We start from the raw sequence: 22,015 nt of genomic DNA, 5'->3' as shown, positions 1-22,015 counted from the left end.
TAAGGTTATTAGTGTGATTTCGTAGTATGTAGAGATGTTGCAACACAACGTCTCTACAAGACGAATTACAAATTACGAATTATTTTAATACCTTGCAATAAACTACGACTGAGCGTGCCAGTCTTGAGCTTATTGGCGTATAGACTGTAATTCTTCAGGAGAGATTTTATCCAAATTTTTTAAAATAAAACTCATCCTTTCTTGAAACTTTAGTTATTGGCGGTGGACAAGGTGCTAGGGTAATCGGAATTGATATTTCTTAAATTGTAGTGCGATCGCGCTGTGGTGAAACAGCGCGGTTTTCTCCCACAGAACTTTTCTACTTATTCCCGCATAACAACCCAAACCGAACTAAACCGCGTTCATAACCGCGACGCATCAACCCCAGTGATAATGCCCCTTGAATGGTAGTCCAACCGGCATTGAGTAAGCCCCAAAGTGCTTGGGGAGTAAATGCCGAATCAATGACTACATTCCAAAAGGGAGCGACGGCGGTTGACCAATCGGCGGTGCGAATATTGTTTAATGGAAGTTGACGTGCGATCGCTTCATACTCTGGTAAAGAAATCACATAAGGCAAACAATACACGCGATAAATATCCTGCAAATGCTTTTCCTCATCCGCCGTCAGTGGTAACTTATCAGTCGGTCGATGACACCAAGTCACCATAATTAACTTGCCACCAGGTTTCAACACCCGGTAGCACTCCTGGAGAAACTTAGTTTTATCTGGCATGTGTTCGCCACTTTCCAGCGACCAAACCAAGTCAAAAGAATTATCAGCAAAGGGCATTGCTTGAGCATTGGCGACTTGAAACTGAGTTTTCAGACTCAAATTCGCTTCCGTTGCGCGTTCCGTTGCTCTTGCAGCTTGCACAGGACTCAAAGTAATTCCTGTAGCCCTAGCATTAAACTTTTCTGCCAGGTATAAAGAACTACCACCAATACCACAACCCACATCGAGGATATTTTCTGCTGATTGTACCCCTGCCCAATTAAGCAGTTCCTCGATTAAATCAATTTGAGCTTGACGGCGGTCTTTTTTCTGGCTGCCATCGACACCGTAGTAGCCGTGGTGCATGTGTTCGCCCCAAATCTGTTCCCACAGACCAGAGGAAGCATCGTAGAACTGCTGAATTTGCTGGTAAAGTGTTGCACTCATGAAAAAAGTAGTATTGAGACGAAGTAAAATTCAAAAAAAAACATATTTGTAGGCTACCATGTGTGTTTTTAATTAAATAAGGGTATTTTTGTTCCAAGATAAAGTAAACCAGGATTTTTCCAAGGAGGATAAATCTTGGTTTACCTTAATAAACAGTTCTTGCTCGAATTTATACCAAATAATCTTAAGTATGGCTACAGATTGAAGCACGTGCCAACCAATATTAAATCTGGCTTTCTTAATTTTGAATTTTGAATTTTGAATGAATTATGACCGTTTCTCGCACAGTTTGCCTGGGATTTTTGACTGTCATCGTTATAGGAACCATCTTGCTAATGATGCCTTTCTCAACTAGCGATGGTACATGGAACGACCCTATTGTGGCGCTGTTCACCTCGACATCCGCGGTTTGTGTTACTGGATTATCAGTGGTTGATCCTGGTACTTATTTTTCTTTTTGGGGTCAGTTGTTTATGACACTGTTGGTTCAGATTGGCGGTTTGGGCTACATGACAAGCACTACCTTTCTAATTCTGCTAATTGGACGCAAGTTTGACCTGCGACAAAAGGTAGCCATTCAACAAGCTTTAGACCGACCAGGAATGAGCGGGAGTGCCCAAGTTATCCGTTCAATTATTGCCACAACTTTAATTTTTGAAATTACCGGAATATTCTTACTTTTACCAGCTTTCGTTCCAAAATTTGGTTGGAATCAAGGACTTTGGTTGTCGATTTTTCATAGTGTTAATGCTTGGAATAATGCTGGTTTTAGTTTATTTAAAGATAACTTAATTGGTTATCAGTCCTCCTTGTTAGTAGTCTTCACCATCACCATGTTGATTATCTTTGGGGGAATTGGCTATCAGGTAATTTTGGAAATGTATTTTTGGTTGCGCGATCGCATTCTCAAAAAAAATCATAACCGAATATTCTCCCTAGATTTTAAAGTTGCCACTAGTACAACTATTATCTTATTAGTAATAGGGACAATCGCCTTTTTCTGTATAGAAATCAGAAACCCTGAAACATTTGGTTATCTAAATTTACGTGGTCAGATATTAGTAGCTTGGTTTCAATCAGTTACTCCCCGAACTGCTGGCTTTAACACCATCGATATTGGCAAAATGACTACCGCTGGTCTATTTATTACGATTGCGCTGATGTTTATTGGTGCAAGTCCAGGTGGTACAGGAGGAGGAATGAAAACAACAACCCTGAGAGTTTTAACCAGTTGCACTAAAACGATTCTCCAGGGAAAAGAAGAAGTTTTATTGTACGATCGCAAAATAGCAATATCTTTAATTTTGAAAGCTGTAGGCGTATTAGTGGGTTCAGTAGCAACTGTGATTTTAGCTACTATTTTAATTAGCCTCACAGATCCAACACTAGATTTTATCCAAATTTTGTTTGAAGTGGTATCAGCCTTTGCTACCGTGGGGCTTTCTACAGGCATTACAGCAAGTATCTCCACAGCAGCAAAGCTGATCTTAATTCTCACTATGTACATTGGACGAGTAGGTATTTTACTACTGATGTCTGCTGTACTAGGAGACCCACGTCCTACTAGAATTCACTATCCTGAAGAAAATTTGCTCGTAGGATAGTTAGGGAGAGAGAATAATTCTTGACAACTGACTAATGATTAATGACTAATGACTAAACTGATAAAATATACATTTGAAGGCAAAAAATAAAATTTTTAATTCAAGCGGTATAACTGTTTTTTGCCCTAAATACAGGGAGCTATAATAAGGATAACAACGGTGAATCTGTCATCATTAAGTTTTTTTCGCAGTTTACGTAAAGATAACCAGCAATTTGCTGTAATTGGGTTAGGTCGTTTTGGTAGATCTGTCTGTTTCACATTGCACAATTTTGGTTATCAAGTGCTGGCAACAGATATTGATGAAAAACGAGTTTCAGAAGCATTGACTGAGGGAATAGTTGGTCATGCTTTGCAACTAGACTCTACAGAACCAGCCGCACTTAAAGAAGCTGGAATTTTTGAATTTGATACTGTAATTGTAGCGATTGGCAACTACGTTCAAGAAAGTATTATAACCACCCTAAATGTGAAAGAGGCTGGTGTACCTCACGTAGTTGCTAAAGCTTCTAGTGAAGTTCACAGTAAACTGTTGCGGCGAGTAGGAGCAGATCATGTTGTTTTTCCTGAGTATGAAGCGGGTTGTGCCCTAGCGCGTACTCTTACAAAACCAGCAATTCTAGATCGGTTTGACCTCGACCCAGATAATAGTATTGTAGAGTTGATTGTGCCTGATGAATTTCACGGCAAAACCATCACTGAACTTCAACTTCGTAACCGCTACGGTTTAAATTTGTTAGCAGTAAGTCAGGATGGGAAATTTCAAATTAATCCTGATGCTAGCAAGCGTTTAGAGCGTGGTTCAGCAATGGTTGTTATTGGTTGTAATAAAGATATTAATCGTTTGCCGATTTAAAAAAGTTAGGAGTTAGGAATTAAGAGTTAGGAGTTATGTCAATACGGTTCGGATAAGCATTTTGAACTCAGAATTACCTTTGGGGAAAAGGTTAAAAGTTAAGGGTTAAAAGTTTTTTCCCCCTTTCCCTTTTCCCTTTACCCGGATTTCTCACCACATCTCTCAAAACCTTGGGCAGGGGAGCAGGGGAGCAGGGGAGCAGAGGAGAGTTCAATGTGCCAAGTTCAATCCCCTCCGCCCCTCTGCATTTCAAACTTGTGAGAAATGCGGGCTTTAACCGAACCGTATTGGGAGTTATGTCGTGTGCAACTTTTACTCAAAACTAACCTCCAGCAGAGAATAGACTTATTGCATGAATCAAAAGCCCTCACCCTAAATCCCTCTCCCAAGCTTGGGAGAGGGACTTTGAAATTCGTTTCCCTTCTACCAAAATTGAGAGAAGGGGTTGGGGGATGTAGCAAGATCCCGCAGGGTGGGCAAATTTTGCATTTTTGCAAATCGCCTTAATTTTGAGTTTTTTATTGTCCGGGACTTGTTGAAGTGGATTGTGGTTCAACTGAGACAGGTACATCGCCAGGGTTCGCGGGCATTTCTGGTTGATTTTGCGTCTGTGACTCAGGTGTTTGTACTGTAGAATCTGAACTCTGAGAAGGAGTAGCTGTTTGGCTGGCTTGAGGTTGCTGTTGCCCACTTTTCTGAGCAATTTGCTGCATTAACTGCTCAATTTTCTGGGCTTGTTCAATGTTGCCTTGTTCACGATATTCGTTGTGAGCGCGTTTCAAGACTCCACTGGCTTTTTTGAACTCGCCCTGATTATATAAAGTTACTCCCAAGTTATAGTAAGCTGAGGCACTTTTTGGATTTAGGCGAATCGCTTGCCGATAAACAGAAATAGCCTCAGGAGCTTGACCATGCATTGCTAGCAAATTTGCCATGTTGCTGTAGGCTGCGGCATTTTTAGGATCTAGCTTCAAAGCTTGGCGATAAGTAGCGATCGCAGGCTCTATTTGACCTTGTTGTTGCAAGGCGATCGCTAAGTTAAGATAAGCATTGGTATTGCTGCTATCTAAATTAATTGCTTGCTGGTATGCAGCGATCGCTTCCTCTAACTTTCCTTGTTCATACAGCAACAAACCCAGATTATACAGCGCTGCCACCCTTGTGGAATCTATCACCAAGCTCTGGCGATAAGCAGTAATTGCTGCATCTTTTTCTCCTTGTCGGTGCAACACTAACCCTAAGTTGTAATAAGCTTCGCTAGAATTGGGATTAAGTTTTATCACCTCTGTAAATTCTTGTAAAGCTTCATCCAGGCGATTTTGCTCTATCAATATATTACCTAGATAATTCCGTGCTGCCCCAAGGTTAGGATCTCGCTGCAACGCTTTCTCAAAGGCATATTCTGCACCTTGTAAGTCTTGTCGGTTATAGCGCGTGACTCCCTGCTGGAAAAAGCTAGCTGCTTCGAGATCCTGAGAAATTGCAGTTTCTGCCAGCAGCTTGCTAACTGGGAAATTAGTAATTGTCGGTGCAGCCAAAATCAAAAATGCAGAACAGCCACCGAGTGTTACCTGACAAAATAAATTTAACCAATGAGAAAATAGGTATTTTTCAGACATTAATAGCAGACCTGTACTTATTTTTAACCCCTTATAAGTCAGAGTACCCACCACGAAAGAAAAAATTCTCAATTTCCAACTTTTAACTCCTAACTCTTGTACAGACAAGGGTTAATCGCGTCTGTACTCCTAACTCCTCACTCCTGTAGCTGACGGCAAAATTAGCATGGCATCCCCGAATGAATAAAAGCGATATCCAAAAGCGATCGCTTCGTTGTATATATTCAATAATCGTTGTCTGCCAATTAGGGCACTTACCAACATCAACAAACTAGAACGCGGTAAGTGAAAATTCGTAATCAAACCATCTACTACCCGCCATTGGTAGCCGGGATAAATAAATAAGTCTGTTTTTCCGCAAAATGGTTGTAAATTACCCGATTGAGCCGCCCCTTCTAAAGCCCGTACTGCCGTTGTTCCTACAGCAATAATTCGACCGCCAGCAGCTTTCGTAGCGCGGATTTGCTCTACTGTAGTGGCGGGAACTTCAATCCATTCTTCATGCATCTGGTGGGTAGTTACGTCTTCCACTTCCACAGGGCGAAATGTGCCAACACCAACGTGTAGCGTTACAAAAGCTTGATTGATTTGGCGATCGCGCAACTTTTGTAATAATTCTGGGGTAAAGTGTAATCCTGCCGTCGGAGCTGCGATCGCTCCTGGCTGTTTAGCATAAACTGTCTGATACTGCTCATCAGCAGCTTCTGAGGTAGTGATATATGGTGGTAACGGTACTTCACCAAATACCTCTAACAGTTCCACCAAAGTCTTACCCTCTGGTACATCAAATTGCAACAAACGCCCCCCGGTGGCTGCGTCTGTTTCTAGAACCGTAGCCGTTAGCTGGGGGCTAGGGACTGGAGAAGAAGCAAGGGAGCAGGGAGAAGAATTTTCCCCTCTGCCCCCCGCACCCTGCCCCTCTGCCTCCTTTGAATGCCCAATACCCGCTTCCCTTGGTTCAAAGATAATCTTTGCTCCCCGTTTGAAGCTTTTTCCTGGCTTAACTAAAGCTAACCAACAGTTATGCTGCCGTTCTTCCAACAGCAACACCTGGATTTTCGCACCAGTGGATTTATGACCATAAAGCCGCGCTGGAATGACTCTTGTATTGTTCATAACCAACAAATCACCAGAGCGCAGCAGTACAGGCAAATCATGGAAAATATGGTGTAGAGGTGCTGTTTCGATGCCTGTAGTCGGAGAATCAACTACCAGTAACCGGGAACTATCTCTAGGAACTGCTGGGTTTTGCGCAATAAGTTCTGGAGGTAGTTCGTAGTCATAGCCAGCTACCGAGCAATCTAATTCCAAATCTTTTTCTTGTGGACGAGATGTATCTTTCAAATTGACTTGTACTTGTTTTTGGTTTATTTAGTATTTATACTCTCTTAAAAAGGTTGAGTTAAGTTTTCTCTTATAAAGGAACTTTAAGGCATCTTCGCTCAGTTTTGTCGCTAGGCTATAAGATTGTTACTATTAAGTAACACGGAAAAATTAAGATAAAAATTGGGTAAACCTCCCCATCTAAAAACGGGGGCTTTTACCCTACCGGGAACAGGCACTGATTGACGAATATAGATATGTAGGATTGGCTTTGATCCCAAGCACCAACAAACATGGAATACTTGTACTATCTGGCAAATGCCAGTCTAACCCTGAGGGTCGTTCAACACCTCCACGCTAGACCCCAGACACCAGTTTCGTTCGTCACCGTAATTCATCAAATTGATGGCTGGGTGGTTAGGATCAAACTCAAAAGTCAAGTTTCGCCCCAAGAAGATGGCGACTTTCGCGCTTTTCTAAATGAATTAGGAATTAGCTACGAACCGCCAATGAGGGTGCAAATGGCACTTTGGAGTTTGGAAGCGGGACAGTGCCCTGTGGATGTGATGCGTCGCTATCAGGTAGCGATCGTTTCTCATGGTAGCCCAGAGAGAGACGAAATTGAAGCGTTCCGGCAGCAGTTTGTCCGGGGCTTAGGTTACTGTCCAGAAACTTTGGCGTGAGACTATTTAGTTGTAACGCCACGACAAAATTATTGGTCATTGGTAATTAAGATATTTTATCTATTACCAATTAACCATTATCAATTGAAGAGTCAAAAGCTGCCAGAATGTATTCTTGCAGCTTAATCTTGTATCCAGGTACTGATGAAGTAGCTAGAGCTTCTTGATTTGCTGTAACTCCAGTCAGATTTTTTGATATCCTTTGACAGTAGACAATAGCAACATCAAATCTACAAGAATAATCTGCCTTCTCAGGGTACTGGGCTAAGAATATTCCAGCTGTACGCCAGATTTTTGCCTGCTTTTGTGGAGTGATTGCGCTTCTTCCCCCGGCATCCCAACTACCTGAACTACGGGTTTTGACTTCAACAAATGCCAATAATGAGTGCTGAGTGCTGAGTAAGGAGTCCTGAGTAAGGAGTTTTTCACCAGTTCGTCCATCATATTGAGCAATAATATCGATTTCCCCCCAACGGCTAGAAAAGCGACGATGGAGAATTATCCAACCAGTAGATTGCAACCATTGGGCTACTAGGTCTTCTCCTAATGAACCAATATCTGGATAATGAGATGGAGGAAGGTTAGCCATTGACTAAAAATATCATGAATTCTGTGAATTCTAGGTTAAGCGATGCCTGCGGCGGTCTACGCCTACGCACTACGTGTTCTACACTTGCATCATCTCGAACAAAGTTGGGGTTGAAGCGTAAAACAAACCATCGAATTTGGGTAAGCATACTCAGCTTATTCCTGTGGGGAATAATTGGCATTACCGCAACCGTGGGTTTTACTCCCACAGCTTTGGCACTCGAATATAATAAAGAAATTTTGGTTGAGGCTGATTTTTCAGGACGTGATTTAACAGACTCCAGCTTTACCAAAGCTAATCTTCGCCAGAGCAACTTCAGCCACGCTAATTTGAACGGTGTCAGTTTCTTTGCAGCAAATTTGGAGTCTGCGAATTTGGAGGGTTCTGACTTAAGAAATACCACTTTAGACTCAGCTCGTTTAGTCAGAGCAAATTTGACAAATGCACTGCTGGAGGGAGCCTTTGCTGCTAACGCCAGATTTGATGGTGCAATCATTGACGGGGCAGATTTTACTGATGTGTTGCTGCGTTCCGATGAGCAAAAAAAATTGTGCAAACTTGCTAAGGGAACTAATCCCATTACAGGACGAGATACGCGTGACACGTTGTTTTGTCCTTAGCTGACAAGGATATGGAGCATTGGGACAAGGGGAACAACCCTTGTCCCAATGCTCCCCACTCATAAAATATTAAGCACCTACCAACCATCTGCACCAATCTTTTGACAAACAATTTGCATTCCTTTGCCTGGTGAAGAATTGGCTACAAAAGGTATTTCTCCTTTCTCTTGATCTTCTTCAAGTAGCTGTCCTTCTGATCCGTAAATGGCAATACGATTCCGAAAAAGCCGTGATTCTTTGCACGAAGCATCGAACGTAGTCTCGAAGATACCATCACCATACATTCCGTAAAGCTTGTATGTAGTACCCTTAATAGTTTTTGTATCCAAAGCTACGCTGTTTCCTAATTGATCGTGCCCTACAGTGATATACCTTTGTGCATCTTCAGCGATTGCACTGCCATTGCTCAATAAAATAGCGATCGCTCCTACTATGCCGCCTAACTTAAAATACATACAGTTTCAAAATATCAGATTTCATATATTTCTACCCGCGATCAAAGCGGTTCTGGCAGGGTAAAAGCACTGAAATCAAGACAGAGCAAGGTGTTATACTAGTTAGTAACACTTTATGGGAAGCGTCAAGCACTAAATAAATAGCTGCAATACTTTTCAAAGTATGAGTGAAACACTTGCCGATATTGGCATACCGCCCCAGTTTCCCGATCACACTCAACTACCAGAGTCTGATGGTACGTTTGTAAAAAATTTTCAAGAGCATCCCCAAACCGTCATTTTGACAGACTCAATTGCTCAAGTTTTGCAACGGTTACATCCAGATGGACAGTATTGTATTGGTCAAGATTGTGGTATCTACTGGCGAGAAACTGATCGACCAGAAAAAGGAGCAATTTTTGAGTTTATTAGGAGAGCGATCGCAAATATTGTTGCTCCCACCCAAACATAAGCTGTACTATAGTAGTCCCACAAATGTAATAGTTTCTTACTGGCTATTTATATTCTACGAACCACTCACACTGATCGCATCGCCATTTTAGTGCATCTTTTTTAGGCAGATAAGATGAAATTTTAGGGACTTGCAAATATTTACCATCCATTTCGCCATAGGAAGTACGCCGCAAACTAGGAGCAAAACGTACCTGCATTGTCTCCGGGTTAATAGTAATCAGATTAAGGTCAAATAGTGTATGTATATCTGCCCGTAGGAGCAATCCATTTGAGGGGTGATTATTTTCCGTTTCATTATAAGGAATGATGTGAGCAGCTTCCAAGGCTTCTTCTGCATCATATCCAGTAATGGCACAGCGATAATTGTAGGCTTCGAGCAAACTTTGACGAAACTGAGGTTGTCCTTGCCGTCGAGCAATAGATATAGTAATTCGCTCTCTAGGTTGCTTTATACTTTTTGGATTGAAAAACCCGTCAGCCTCAATAACCGCAGTAAGCTCCTTTATCTCTGCTAATTGATTGTGGTTAATCTTTTCTGAAATCCCCTGACTGTTTTCTTTATTCGTGTCTTCAATACGGTTATTTAAAATCGGTGGGTTAGCAGCAGACTTGTTTGTAATTTCTACTTCTGTGGGGCTATCATTAACAGTTTCAGTGATTTCCTGAATATCCTCAATAATTGCATCTTTATCAGTAACATTGAAAGACTGAATCAGGTTCAGTGCCTCCTGATAATATTCTAAAAATCCGCCATTCTGATAAAGATCAGCAGCTTTTTCTAAATCCTCAATTGCTCCTAGTTTATCACCTACTTGATAGCGGGCAAGACCGCGATATTCGTATACGTTAGGATATTTATCAGCAATCTTAATCGCATAGCTGTAATCTTCAATAGCTCTTTGATAATTTCTCAATTCATTGTAAGCATTGCCTCGATTTATGTAGTAAACAGCATTATTATAATCATCATTTTGATAAAAAGAAATTTCTTTGCTGTAATCCTTAATGGCTCCCTCATAATCTCCCAGGTTATAGCGAGCATTTCCGCGATTGTTGTAGGTTGAGCAGTATCTAATCCGACTAGGATCTTTTTGAATTGCTGTGTTGTAATCCTTAATGGCTCCTTGATAATCTCCTAAATTAGCGCGTGCATAGCCAAGGTCACTGTATAACTCAGCCCAATTGTAATAACCACAAAAATTACTGGGTGTTAGCTGAATTGCCTGTTCGTAATCCTTAATAGCCCCCTCATCATCTCCCAATTCACTACGGGCTTGACCCCGTTGATAGTAAGCAGAGGGATAGTCAGGGTCAAGTTGAATTGACCTATCAGCATCTTCAAATGCTTCTTGGTAATTGCTCTGCTGATAGTGCAATTCTGCTCGTAAATAATATGCAGAAGCATAGTTTGGATCTAGCTCAATCGCCTTGTCATAATCCTCCATTGCTCCTTTGTAATCTCTGAAATTTCTGCGTTCCTGACCTCGCATACAATAAGTACTATCATCATTTGGATTTATGCGAATTGCTTGAGTATAATCCTCTATTGCTCCTTGGTAGTCCGTTAGTAAATTACGAACGCTAGCTCGTTCTTTATAAGCATTAGCATCATTTCTATTTACCTGAATTTCTCTAGTCCAATATGTCAAATCGCATTGTAATCTATTCTTATGACTCAAATCGTTTGGCAAAACTTGATTATAATCTTCCATATTTCTTTAAAAACAAAGTTTTAAGATATTATTTAAAATGGCTTTTCCAACAAAATGCAAATCTGTTGTTTTAACTTAAAAATTACATCCACATTACTAACTGGCTATGTTGTATGAGACGACCTATCTATAGGATTCCCAAAATCTAAGCAACTCTTAACAATCATGCTATGGTCATAGTCAAAAAGCTTAAACAAAGACTGATCGCAACATTGAACAGCAACTAGCTAAAAAATAGTGATGGGCTACGCCCCGCCGGAGGCGATCGCACTCCACCAAATACAATTAGGAACTAGTCTTGTACCTCAAAATTTATCTCACACTCCTAACCCACTCAGTAATCCCTTGAGCGATCGCTTTTGCCATTTTCTTCTGTTCTTCTGGGTTCACCACCTGCTCAAATTCATCAGGATTACTCATAAAACCCAATTCCAGCAATACTGATGGCGCAGCAGCGGGACGTGTCAGCGCTAGGTTGTTCCAAAACACCCCATAATAAGGTCTGTCAAGTTTTCTGACTACATAGTTCTGTAAAAATATTGCGAGGCTGTGAGCTTGAGGATGATACCAAAACGTGCCGAATCCCTTAGTTTTTTCGGCATCGCCATTATCGGGTAGAGAGTTGTGATGTATGGAAAGAGCGATCGCAGGTTCTTCTTGACTGATAATTGCCTGACGTTCTACTAGCGAAACTTCGCGATCGTCCTCCCGCGTCATCACCACCGTTGCCCCTCGCTTCACCAATTCGTCCCGCAACAACTTGGAAACTACCAAATTGACATCTTTTTCTAAATATCCAGTTGGCCCACTGGCACCAGATTCTTTACCGCCATGCCCTGGATCTAGTACAATCTTGAAATTAGCTAAAGGCTTGCGTCTTGTGTTCCCGATTTTAGGCGGATGACGCAAAGCTAAAACCAGGGTTGTACCGTCGTATCTCAGCTTATATCCCCACTGTTGAGCTTTTTTGAGGTTAAAGGTGTATTTTACTTGTCCTGGAGCTTCCTGTTGCCAGTCTAGGCGATTAATTAGGGGGTTGTCATCCAGGCGAATTATGTCTGTTTGGGCAGTGGTATTGTAGAGAGTGAGAGCGAGAGTTTGCTCACTTTGTTGTACGCTCACGGGTACGGGAACTTGCAAGGGGAAAACTATCTCTGTAGCACTAGGGAGTTGACGGTATCCGACACTGCGAATTATTGTCTGTGGCGGAACTGCACCAGGTAGAATGCGGGTTTCTTTACTATTAATCCAAGCGCCATAATCTAGGCGCAACCATTCACCTTCCCTACCTGTAACTGTTGCGCGTGTGCCTTTGGGCAATGGTGTAAGTCGAGAATGATCGGTGCTAGGGCCAGTACGAGCAACGCCTAACTCTACTGTAACCTCAGAAACTGGCAACTGTGCTCTTGAGAGGATTTCAATTTTACCAGATCCTGATTGAGTTATCGTCTTGCCATCAAGCGTCAGTTGAAATTGAGGTTTTCCCAGATCGGCGGCTGTTGCCACTGTGGTGCAACCTTGATAGTTGCCTACGCTAGACTGGGCATGAGGCTGATTTTGCCCTGTCAAAGCTGCCAAATTACTTGGTAGTTGTGCCTGTTGAGGTTGGGGCAAAAGGGCAATAGTTTGATTAGCCAGGGTTACAGAGATATTAGCGTTAGGGGGTGCGATCGCACTAAAACAAATTACTTCTCCCGGTAATCTGGCAATGTCAACTGCGGGAGTCAGGGAATCTTTAGCAAAGGCTACCCCCTGTGGTAGTACAGGGCTAGCGTTAAGCCCGATCACCTTAATTTTAAGTTCTTGATTGTGGTAACGCACAGTAAAAAGATTCTCCCCCAACTGCAAGGGGAAACTAGGCGAAAAATGACCAGCTTTGCTGCGGGTAATTGGCTTACTATTGATCAAAACCTGACCATCTGGTGGTGCAGTGCCCAGAAAGAAGATTTTTTGGGCACTTGTCTGGTAGTTTGTCTGGGGAAAAACGACTATAAGAGATGGCTCTGCCAATGCAACTGAGGAGGTGAGAATACAGCCTAATATTACTAATCCTAAGAGGTTTTTCACAGCAAATCACAGAAGATGACACCACAACAACTGTGGCACAATGACGGGATGTATTTTTAGAAGTTGTTAGAAATTCAAAATACTATGACTAAGTTTATCTTTGTTACTGGAGGCGTAGTTTCCAGTATTGGTAAGGGCATTGTAGCAGCAAGTCTAGGGCGTTTGCTCAAGTCGCGCGAATATTCGGTGTCGATTCTCAAACTCGACCCTTATATCAATATCGATCCTGGGACGATGAGTCCCTTTCAGCATGGAGAAGTATTCGTTACCCAAGATGGTGCGGAAACAGATTTGGACTTGGGACATTACGAACGCTTTACCGATACCTCGATGTCACGCTTAAATTGTGTGACTACTGGCTCGATTTACCAGGCAGTCATCAATAAAGAGCGGCGCGGAGACTACAATGGCGGTACTGTACAGGTAATTCCTCATATTACCAATGAAATTAAAGAGCGGATTCTGCGAGTTGCTAAAAGTACAAACCCTTCTGTAGTAATTACAGAAATTGGCGGGACGGTGGGAGATATTGAATCATTGCCGTTTTTGGAAGCAATTCGCCAGTTCCGTAAAGAGGTGGGACGGCAGAATGTGCTGTATATGCACGTAACGCTGGTGCCGTGGATTGCCTCGGCGGGTGAAATGAAAACTAAGCCAACACAGCATTCAGTTAAAGAACTGAGATCCATTGGTATTCAACCAGATATTTTAGTTTGTCGGAGCGATCGCCCTTTACCCAAGGGATTAAAGCAGAAATTATCGGGATTTTGCGATGTACCGGAAGAATGCGTCATTACTTCCCAAGATGCCAAAAGTATCTATGAAGTACCGCTAAATCTAGAACGGGAAGGAATGGCAGAACAAGTGCTGAACTTGCTGCAAATGGAACAACGTAAACCAGATTTGACGCAGTGGCAAACCCTGGTACAACGTTTACATAGTCCCAAGCACGAGGTAGAAATTGCGATCGTTGGTAAATATGTGCAGTTAAGTGATGCCTATTTATCTGTAGTGGAAGCGCTGAACCATGCTGCAATCTCCACTTATGGCAAACTGCGCCTACGTTGGATAAATTCAGAAAATTTGGAAACTGAACCAGCCGAAAATTATCTTAAGGGTGTCGATGGCATAGTTGTACCAGGAGGTTTCGGGGTTCGAGGAGTCGATGGCAAAATTGCCGCTATTAAATACGCCCGCGATCGCCAAATTCCCTTCTTGGGTTTATGCCTGGGAATGCAATGTTCTGTGATTGAGTGGGCCAGAAACGTAAGGGGATTAACAGGTGCTAATAGTGCCGAATTTGACCCTTACACAACCGATCCGGTAATTAATTTATTGCCAGAACAACAGGAAGTAGTGGATTTAGGGGGTACAATGCGCTTAGGATTATATCCTTGTCGTGTTCTCCCTGATACTTTAGCTTTTAAGCTTTATCAAGAAGATGTGATTTATGAACGACATCGACACCGCTATGAGTTCAACAATGCTTACCGCGATTTGCTGTTAAAGTCTGGCTATGTGATTAGTGGTACTTCTCCCGATGGACGTTTAGTTGAAATTGTGGAATTTACCAAGCACCCATTCTTTCTTGCTTGCCAATTTCATCCAGAATTTCAATCATGCCCCAGTACACCTCATCCCTTATTTAAAGGATTCATTCAAACAGCGATCGCTCTTTCTCTTTCGACATCTAGCACACCAACACCATTGGAGGTGTCATAACAATTCAAAATTCAAAATTAATTACAACATTAACTTAAGGCTTCAGTAGATTTGGATATCCAGGGTGCATCATTCGTAAATTTCGGACTTGAGGAGATGTTGTGGCGTACTGGGTGAAAATCCTTTACGAGAGGAAAGAATATGTAGTAAATTTTGAATGTGTCCATGCTTTTTGTTATGAACTGAATGGCAGAGTTACTTTTTGGCTACCCGATAGTGCCATTCCCATAGTAATTAACCCACAAAGTAACCTGGAAGACTATCAAAAAATTCTCGATTATTTAGAATGTGTGACAGGATTAGAATTAGATCATGCCCACTGGGTAAAAATAATTTACGAAAAAAATGAATATGTAATTAATCTCAACTGTATCAGTTCCTTTTGTCATGAACCGAACGGTAGGATAACTTTTTGGTTGCCAGATGGCACTATTCCCATCATCATTAACCCTGTGAGTAATTCTGAATCTTATGAAAAAGTTGTGAAATACGTTCAGAAAACAACAGGATATTCTTTGTCTTGAAATTCCTGTGTAGCAGAACAAGCTAACAAGAAACTTGAAAAACAGATTTACTGTCTTCCCAATCCTAAAAAATGGTTTGGGGAAATTTTTACTCAAATAGCCTAGCTATTGAATCATCTTTTTTGTAGAGTTATCTAAGCAGAAAATTGTAACTTTAGTGGTAAGTGCTGATTCTAAAATTGCATATAGCTCACTGCCATTCATCAAAAATTTGTTTTATCCGCTCAATTGCCGTGTCTGCTGCTTCTTCTGGAGATATGCTATTGACAACTATTCGATTGAGAGCCTTACCCCAAACATTCTCTTCTAAAACTAGGCTGTAAGCAGGGTTTTGAACAATATAAAATAGGCGAGAATCTTTAGTTAGTGTTTGAGTTGCAATGGAAAGATGAGGATCTGCTGGATTTGTCCAAAAGGGGTCTTTCCAAACAGGCTTCATTACTGGTAGATACCGTCCTCCGGTAGCTTTGAGATAGTTTCCTATTATCTCAGGTTTAATTAAATACGCGAGAAAGTCTTTGGCTACCTTCTGATTTTTAGACTCTGCAAACAAAACTATTTCATTAACCGAGACTAAGTATCGCATCGGTTTACCATTAGGTTTGTTCGGAAATTCTAGGATACCAAGCTTGTTACGATAGGTGTCAGAATCTTGGCGGACAGCAGTAGAAATCGAGAGTGAGGAGTTAGGCGTCATAATCACGCCACGATTGAGCAAGCTGCGATTATTGTCTGGATTTAACCAGTTTACTGCGTCCGGTGGTACGTAGCCCTGCTGGAAAAATTTCGCATACCACTCTAAGCTTTTAACAATACCTTGATGTACCTTGGGATCGTTGAGGAGAAGTTCACCCTTGGAGTCTAAAATTTGGACATTGTATGCCTCTAAAATTTGCTCAAACAAGTAGTAGGTATCTGTAGATCCAGTGGATAAAGGAAAGCCTAACCCGTAAATATTCTGTTTTTGCTGTGTGCGCAAATCATCCTGTACTTGTTTCCAAAACTCCCAGAAAGCATCCCACTCTTTAGGGATATTGCTTTGAGTTCGACCTACTTGCTCTAGCAAGTCTCGCCAATAAAAAATGTGAATTGTTAATTGATTAATTGGGACTGCATAGTAACTCGGTTTTTTATCAACGTTGTTATATAAACGAACTGCTTCCAGAACACCTTCAGAATAAATACTTTTAACTGGCTCAATTACATCGGAGACATCTGCCAGTTTTCCTTCCCAGGCAAGACGTGGATACAGCTCCCTCTCAGCACTGCTATTTATTACCATATCAGGCGAATTACCTGCCTGAAGTGCCCTTTGAGTCTTTTGTGGCAACTCATCGTTAGTATAGAAAGTAAGTTTAATTTTGTTACCGCTTTGCTGTTCCCAGTTACTAATAATCTTCTGGAGCGCTTCATCCTCTTCCAAAGTATAACCTTTATCTGACCAAATCTTTAGGACTTTACTGTTAATAGGAGACTCACTGACTGAGGATTGGCTAGATTTTAAGATGTTAATACAGGCAAGAATCATCAAGCTGAGTATCAATGCTAAAAGTACGTAGCGATGACTAGCTCTTATTAGCATTACGGTAAAAGTTTGCTTGACTTTTTGCTGATTCTTAAAGCCTTTAGCCTTTGGACTGGCTTTGCTTCTGAATAACATACTCATTTTTATGATTTTTGCCAGAAAAACATCTTTACTGCATCTTCTGACATTACATAGCGCTTATTCAAGTTTAAATAGTTGTTTTTCACTCACTTTTCACTATCAGTTAGAATTGCTAAGTAAGTGGGCAAGAATAAAATCAACTATATTACGTAATGTAAAATTAATTAAATTAGCTCGTAGTATAGCGGTTCTCGCTTGGGTGAGATAGAAGAACCCCTCCCCGGAAGGGATGAGAGGACTATGATGTACCTCATGTGATTAAGAAACGCTATAGCTTCAGCAATAATCTAAGCCTCTTTCCATTACGGGGAGAGGTTTGGAGAGGAGTTCCAAGTTTAACCATAATTAAAAACCTGAATAGTTTTGCCATGCCAACTTTGCTGCACCTACTATCCCAGCAAAATTGCCTAACTCCGCTGGCAATATTTGTAAACCCGCTCGTGATAAAGGCTGCACTCGCTTCTCAATTTCTGCCTTCATACCTGGTAAGAAAAACTCAAAGCTGCCACTGATACCACCACCAATCACGATCGCTTGCGGTGTGAGTACATAAATCAAACTCGTCAAACCAATTCCCAAATTAACACCATATTCTTGCCAAAAAGTCAATGCTGCGGCATCTCCTTGTTGAGCAAGAAAACCCAATTCGATCGGTTCCTTGAGAGTGCGACGGCGAATTGCAGTAGCACAGGCATATTGCTCCAAAGAGCCTCGATTGCCACTATTACAAATTGGACCATCAGGATTTAATGAAATTAAACCCAATTCCCCGGCGGCTCCTTGATGTCCAATAAATAGTTTGCCATCAAGGATAATTGCACCACCAACCCCAGTCCCTAAAGTTAGCAGAATCAGATTTTGAAAGTAGCGACCGGCTCCCAGCCAAGCTTCTCCCAAAAGAGCGCAATTAGCATCGTTAGCGATCGCAGTCGGTTTGCCAGTTTTAGCTTCTAACCAGTCTGCTAAAGGCACATCGACCCATCCAGGTAAGTTAATGGCGATTTTAGCAATGCGTCCTGCGGCATCGGATGGGCCAGGAGTACCAACACCAATGGCAACAGCTTGATTATCTGGATCGATTTGAGCGATCGCATCTACCAGCACCGCCAAGACAGCTTCCGGCGTTGTTGGTTGAGGAGATACCACAGTCAAAGATTGCAGGCAACTACCATCATCTGCAAAACGTCCCAGCTTAATTGCTGTTCCCCCAACATCAATGCCAATTACTTGAATTTTGTCATTTGTCATTTGTCACTTGTACTGAGCGTAGTCGTTGGCGCAGCCTCTCGTAGAGAAGTATTTGTCATTTGTAATTGGGTATGAGGCATTGGGCATTGGTAATTGGTGAACAGTTATCACACATTCCCTATTCCCGATCATCGAGTTCAAAATCAACAATTCGTCAGGGTTTTAAGATTTGGCACGAAAATATTCTAAATTTTCTGTCCTCTTGGGTGCGACTCGTAAATTAGCAACAGTCATAGTACGAACACTAGATTGCTCTTGCCAAGCTGTAATTGGCGCACCTCTTAAAATACCAGCAAGAGCAACGGAAAGGATAAACCCGCCAGTAGCGGCAGCAATTAACGTTAGATTATCTTTCATACAAATCTCTGTATTGTTTATTTGTCATTTGTCATTTGTCGTTTGTCCTTTGTCTAAAACTAATGACCAATGACTATTGTCGGATTCTATTTTCTCTCCGTAATCGGGGATTGACAAATTCATTTAACCCCTCACCAAGTAGTGATAACCCTACCACCATGAATGTCATCGTTAAACCAGGGAAAAGGGTAGTCCACCAAATACCAGTAGGTAGAGCTTCTAGAGCTTGTTTTAAATCATGTCCCCATTCTGCCACTTCTTCGGGAAGGCCTAGTCCCAAAAAGCCTAAACCGCCCAACACCAAAATCGCATCAGCGGCGTTGAGTGTAAATAGGACGGGTACGCTTTGAATGACGTTGAAAAACAGATAACGAGAAAGCACAACCCAAGTGGAAGCGCCCATTGCTTGAGCTGCTTCGATGAACACTTCAGTTTTCACACTCACGGTGTGGTTGCGGACAACGCGATAATATTGGGGTATGTAGGCAATGCTAATAGCGATCGCTGCATTTAATATTCCACGCCCCACCACAAACGCCAATGTTACAGACAGCAGTAGCCCCGGTAGAGTGTAGATGCTATCCATAATAAATAGCAACACTTTATCCAACTTTCCGCCGAGATAACCACTCAGCATCCCCAAAGGCACACCGATAATCATACTCAGCGCTGTTGCCAAGATCACCACCTGCAAAGCAGCTTGAGCGCCGAACACTGTGCGAGAGAACACATCATAACCCAAGCGACTAGTACCAAACCAATGTTTAGCTGAGGGTGGCTCGTGAATTGGATTAGAGAGAAAATCTTTGGGGTTTTGCAGCCATCCCCAAGCCTGCAATACGGGAGCGAAAAATGCCAGGAAGATGAAAAATAGGGTAATGGCTAACCCGATGAGCATGAGTTTTTGGGAAAGATTGAGACTTTTGCCAAACTGTAAAAATGTCGGTAGCCGCCGTTTTGTAATGGCCATAAAGCGATCGCCTGGAGCAAAGCTTGATACGCTGACCATTTTACATATTAGACAGGGGATTGCGTAAACATCCTTAAATAAAAGTCCGACTACCTGACGCTGGATACAGAGTTAGACTCGGTTAAAGGTGAAATTATGCCTAATTTTTGCCAAAGCTTTTAACTACGATTCAGAGTACTACTATATTCGCGATCATCTTTATCAACGAATCAGTCATCTTGATGATGCAGCCTTTGATTTTTTTGAACACTTTCAGTATTTTAACTGTGGTCTTGGCTGTTAATAATTAATTAATATGTAGCACAATATTTTCTATTATCTTAGTCATTGTGAAACCTCTTCTACAGACTTACTTAGAACAAGAAATCTGGATACTAGTGAGAGATAAGTGGTATTTCGCCACGATTATCGGAGTTTGGGATGATTTGTTGTGGTTTAAACATAGAACTTACAACAAAGATACAGAGGAAGATACTTTCTGGGAAATGGTTGTGAAAATCAGTGAAGTAATTGCTATTGATAAAATTAAGTCTATTATTAGTAGAAAACCAGATATGCTAATTTCACGGCTACTAGAAACTGAGCAAGATACAAGCGATCGTCATCAAGATAATGAATATTAATTAGCTCTAGGAGATAGACTCATTTTTTGCACCTGTCTCAAGATGCAAACAATGAGCAATAAAGTTGTCGGCTATGACGCAATACAGTTCAGGATGACAACAAAACCCTGATGTAGAGACGCGATTTCTCGCGTCTTCAAATACCAATTATCTACACCAATAACCTATAACCCAAGCGTATTGGGCTATAGGTTATTAGGTATTGGGAACTGCCCAATACCTACTATCTCAAAGATTACTTTCAATCAACTGGCGGTATTCGCTCTTTTGCTTCACGCCTTTGACTTCCTTCACCAGTTCCTTATTTTTGAACAACTGAACTGTTGGCGTTCCTGTCACACCAGCATTTTCAGCAATATCTCGGTCTTTGTCGATGTCAATTTCTACAAAGTGAATTTTGCTGTCAAATTCATCCACCACTTTATTTAAAATTGGCTTCAGGGTATGACAAGGGCCACAACCAGGAGAGACGTATTTAACAAGGAGTAAGCGATCGCTTTCATGGAACAATTTCCGTAAAGCATAACCACCCTGATGGCGCGTCCCATCCAAATTAAATCCAGCTTCTTCCTCAGCTTCAGTCTTTTTGGCTGGCTGATGTTCTAATTCATTATCTGCTGTTTCAGGCTGTTGATGGAATTCTTGAATCAAGCCAGTAGATGACAACCAACGTTCTGCCAACATCGCCGCCATACAGCCAGTACCCGCAGCCGTAATTGCTTGCCGAAACTCATGATCTTGTACGTCGCCAGCAGCAAAAACGCCTTCTACACTGGTTTCTACAGAACCGGGCTTAGTGACAACGTAACCTACTTCATCCAGTTCTAATTGTCCTTTAAATAGAGAGGTATTGGGACTGTGACCAACGGCGTAAAATAAACCTTTAGCGTGCAGTTGGCTCTCTTCACCAGTTTTAGTATTGCGGACTTTCACCCCTTCCATGTGACCGTTACCGAAGATATCCACGGCCTCTGTGTTCCAATGCACTTGGATTTTCGGGTTGCTCAAAACCCTGTCTTGCATAGCTTTAGAAGCCCGCATTTTATCGGTGCGTACCAACATATTTACCTTAGAGCCGTATTTTGTGAGGTAAATAGACTCTTCCGCCGCTGAGTCGCCAGCACCAATCACAGCTAATTCTGCGCCGTGAAAAATTGGTGTTGCACCATCGCAAATTGCACAAGCTGAAATACCCCGACTCCAGAATTCATGTTCGCTGGGTAAACCTAAACGCTTTGCTGTTGCACCCGTAGCAATGACGATGCTGTTGGTTTTTATTTCCCTCTCTTGCGATCGCACTGTAAATGGACGCTGACTCAAATCAACTGAGATAACATCTTCAGTATATAGTTCAGCTCCCCAGCGCTCCGCTTGCGCCTTCATCTGATCCATCAGTTCCGGCCCGGTAATTCCTTTGGGAAACCCCGGAAAATTCTCAACTTCCGTCGTTGTCATTAGTTGTCCACCAGGTAATCCCCCAGCTTGGAAACCTTCAAATACAACGGGTTTCAGGTTAGCACGTCCGGCATAAATGGCGGCTGTGTACCCTGCTGGGCCAGAACCGATAATTACTAAGTTTTCTACAGTTGGGTTAGTCATGCAAATATATGAACTCATAACGACTACGCTTAATATAGCATAACAAACTGTGATTGGCTATGCCAGATGGTAAGCGATCGCAAGTTAGAAAAATCGGGAATACAGAGACAGCGCTCATCGGTTGCCGTTTGATGTGCGAGGAGTATTTATGATAGCTATAAGAA

General features: G+C 41.9%; 19 protein-coding genes and 1 pseudogene. 8 read left to right on the top strand and 12 right to left on the bottom strand.

Annotated features, from left to right (window positions below; all coding sequences use genetic code 11):
* Positions 1-319: 319 nt before the first annotated feature.
* Positions 320-1,162 (bottom strand): methyltransferase domain-containing protein, encoded by an 843-nt coding sequence (locus RMY27_RS14130; protein ID WP_322664143.1) that lies wholly within the window; start codon positions 1,160-1,162, stop codon positions 320-322.
* Positions 1,163-1,431: 269 nt separating this feature from the next.
* Between RMY27_RS14130 and RMY27_RS14125 the strand changes: the two genes are divergently transcribed.
* Together RMY27_RS14125 and RMY27_RS14120 are read left to right on the top strand one after the other, a co-directional pair.
* Positions 1,432-2,766 (top strand): TrkH family potassium uptake protein, encoded by a 1,335-nt coding sequence (locus tag RMY27_RS14125; RefSeq protein WP_322664142.1) that lies wholly within the window; start codon positions 1,432-1,434, stop codon positions 2,764-2,766.
* Positions 2,767-2,925: 159 nt separating this feature from the next.
* Positions 2,926-3,621, top strand: coding sequence for a TrkA family potassium uptake protein (locus RMY27_RS14120; protein WP_322664140.1), 696 nt, complete (start codon positions 2,926-2,928; stop codon positions 3,619-3,621).
* A gap of 518 nt (positions 3,622-4,139) precedes the next feature.
* On the opposite strand, the gene RMY27_RS14115 is transcribed toward RMY27_RS14120, so the two are convergent.
* Positions 4,140-5,240 (bottom strand): tetratricopeptide repeat protein, encoded by a 1,101-nt coding sequence (locus RMY27_RS14115; protein WP_322664137.1) that lies wholly within the window; start codon positions 5,238-5,240, stop codon positions 4,140-4,142.
* A 129-nt stretch (positions 5,241-5,369) separates the two neighbouring features.
* Positions 5,370-6,584 carry a tRNA preQ1(34) S-adenosylmethionine ribosyltransferase-isomerase QueA gene (gene queA / locus RMY27_RS14110; RefSeq protein ID WP_416212342.1) on the bottom strand — a complete coding sequence of 405 codons (1,215 nt, stop codon included), beginning with the start codon at positions 6,582-6,584 and terminating at the stop codon, positions 5,370-5,372.
* Between the two features lie 272 nt (positions 6,585-6,856).
* Between queA and RMY27_RS14105 the strand changes: the two genes are divergently transcribed.
* Entirely contained in the window at positions 6,857-7,246 is a 390-nt protein-coding gene (locus RMY27_RS14105) for a hypothetical protein (protein WP_300422321.1), read from the top strand.
* A 70-nt stretch (positions 7,247-7,316) separates the two neighbouring features.
* On the opposite strand, the gene RMY27_RS14100 is transcribed toward RMY27_RS14105, so the two are convergent.
* Positions 7,317-7,835, bottom strand: a complete 519-nt coding sequence (locus RMY27_RS14100; RefSeq protein WP_322664135.1) for a YraN family protein — start codon at positions 7,833-7,835, stop codon at positions 7,317-7,319.
* A 23-nt stretch (positions 7,836-7,858) separates the two neighbouring features.
* Between RMY27_RS14100 and RMY27_RS14095 the strand changes: the two genes are divergently transcribed.
* Positions 7,859-8,455: a pentapeptide repeat-containing protein gene (locus RMY27_RS14095; protein WP_416212343.1), complete on the top strand. Its 597-nt coding sequence runs from the start codon at positions 7,859-7,861 to the stop codon at positions 8,453-8,455.
* A 77-nt stretch (positions 8,456-8,532) separates the two neighbouring features.
* Here the strand turns inward: RMY27_RS14095 and RMY27_RS14090 are convergent, their stop codons facing one another.
* Positions 8,533-8,910, bottom strand: coding sequence for a hypothetical protein (locus tag RMY27_RS14090; RefSeq protein WP_322664133.1), 378 nt, complete (start codon positions 8,908-8,910; stop codon positions 8,533-8,535).
* A 163-nt stretch (positions 8,911-9,073) separates the two neighbouring features.
* Between RMY27_RS14090 and RMY27_RS14085 the strand changes: the two are divergent.
* Positions 9,074-9,304, top strand: a pseudogene (locus RMY27_RS14085) (Uma2 family endonuclease); the annotation flags it as partial.
* Between the two features lie 100 nt (positions 9,305-9,404).
* Here RMY27_RS14085 and RMY27_RS14080 read toward each other — a convergent pair.
* Both RMY27_RS14080 and RMY27_RS14075 read right to left on the bottom strand, forming a co-directional pair.
* On the bottom strand, positions 9,405-11,075 hold the full coding sequence (locus RMY27_RS14080; protein ID WP_322664132.1) for a tetratricopeptide repeat protein: 1,671 nt from the start codon (positions 11,073-11,075) through the stop codon (positions 9,405-9,407).
* Positions 11,076-11,387: 312 nt separating this feature from the next.
* The gene (locus tag RMY27_RS14075) at positions 11,388-13,142 is read right to left on the bottom strand and encodes an N-acetylmuramoyl-L-alanine amidase (protein WP_322664130.1); all 1,755 of its coding nucleotides are present in this window, start codon (positions 13,140-13,142) and stop codon (positions 11,388-11,390) included.
* Positions 13,143-13,226: 84 nt separating this feature from the next.
* Here RMY27_RS14075 and RMY27_RS14070 point away from each other — a divergent pair, with 84 nt between their 5' ends.
* Together RMY27_RS14070 and RMY27_RS14065 are read left to right on the top strand one after the other, a co-directional pair.
* Positions 13,227-14,864: a CTP synthase gene (locus RMY27_RS14070; protein ID WP_322664128.1), complete on the top strand. Its 1,638-nt coding sequence runs from the start codon at positions 13,227-13,229 to the stop codon at positions 14,862-14,864.
* Positions 14,865-14,965: 101 nt separating this feature from the next.
* Positions 14,966-15,388, top strand: coding sequence for a hypothetical protein (locus RMY27_RS14065; RefSeq protein ID WP_322664127.1), 423 nt, complete (start codon positions 14,966-14,968; stop codon positions 15,386-15,388).
* 190 nt (positions 15,389-15,578) lie between these two features.
* Here the strand turns inward: RMY27_RS14065 and RMY27_RS14060 are convergent, their stop codons facing one another.
* The 4 genes from RMY27_RS14060 to RMY27_RS14045 form a co-directional block, all read right to left on the bottom strand.
* A complete protein-coding gene (locus RMY27_RS14060) occupies positions 15,579-17,054 on the bottom strand; it encodes an ABC transporter substrate-binding protein (RefSeq protein ID WP_322664125.1) in 1,476 nt (491 codons plus the stop codon).
* Between the two features lie 345 nt (positions 17,055-17,399).
* Entirely contained in the window at positions 17,400-18,302 is a 903-nt protein-coding gene (locus tag RMY27_RS14055) for an ROK family protein (protein ID WP_322664123.1), read from the bottom strand.
* A gap of 162 nt (positions 18,303-18,464) precedes the next feature.
* Positions 18,465-18,659: a hypothetical protein gene (locus RMY27_RS14050; protein ID WP_322664121.1), complete on the bottom strand. Its 195-nt coding sequence runs from the start codon at positions 18,657-18,659 to the stop codon at positions 18,465-18,467.
* A gap of 73 nt (positions 18,660-18,732) precedes the next feature.
* Positions 18,733-19,629 carry an ABC transporter permease gene (locus RMY27_RS14045; protein ID WP_322664250.1) on the bottom strand — a complete coding sequence of 299 codons (897 nt, stop codon included), beginning with the start codon at positions 19,627-19,629 and terminating at the stop codon, positions 18,733-18,735.
* A 329-nt stretch (positions 19,630-19,958) separates the two neighbouring features.
* Here RMY27_RS14045 and RMY27_RS14040 point away from each other — a divergent pair, with 329 nt between their 5' ends.
* Positions 19,959-20,252: a hypothetical protein gene (locus RMY27_RS14040; protein WP_322664119.1), complete on the top strand. Its 294-nt coding sequence runs from the start codon at positions 19,959-19,961 to the stop codon at positions 20,250-20,252.
* A 228-nt stretch (positions 20,253-20,480) separates the two neighbouring features.
* Here RMY27_RS14040 and trxB read toward each other — a convergent pair whose 3' ends face one another.
* On the bottom strand, positions 20,481-21,851 hold the full coding sequence (gene trxB, locus RMY27_RS14035; protein ID WP_322664248.1) for a thioredoxin-disulfide reductase: 1,371 nt from the start codon (positions 21,849-21,851) through the stop codon (positions 20,481-20,483).
* Between the last annotated feature and the right edge of the window lie 164 nt (positions 21,852-22,015).

This window comes from Nostoc sp. DedQUE09, assembly GCF_034530915.1.
Classification (GTDB): domain Bacteria; phylum Cyanobacteriota; class Cyanobacteriia; order Cyanobacteriales; family Nostocaceae; genus Nostoc.
The sequence above is the reverse complement of the archived record's forward strand: the minus strand, read 5'-3'. Positions and strand labels throughout refer to the sequence as shown.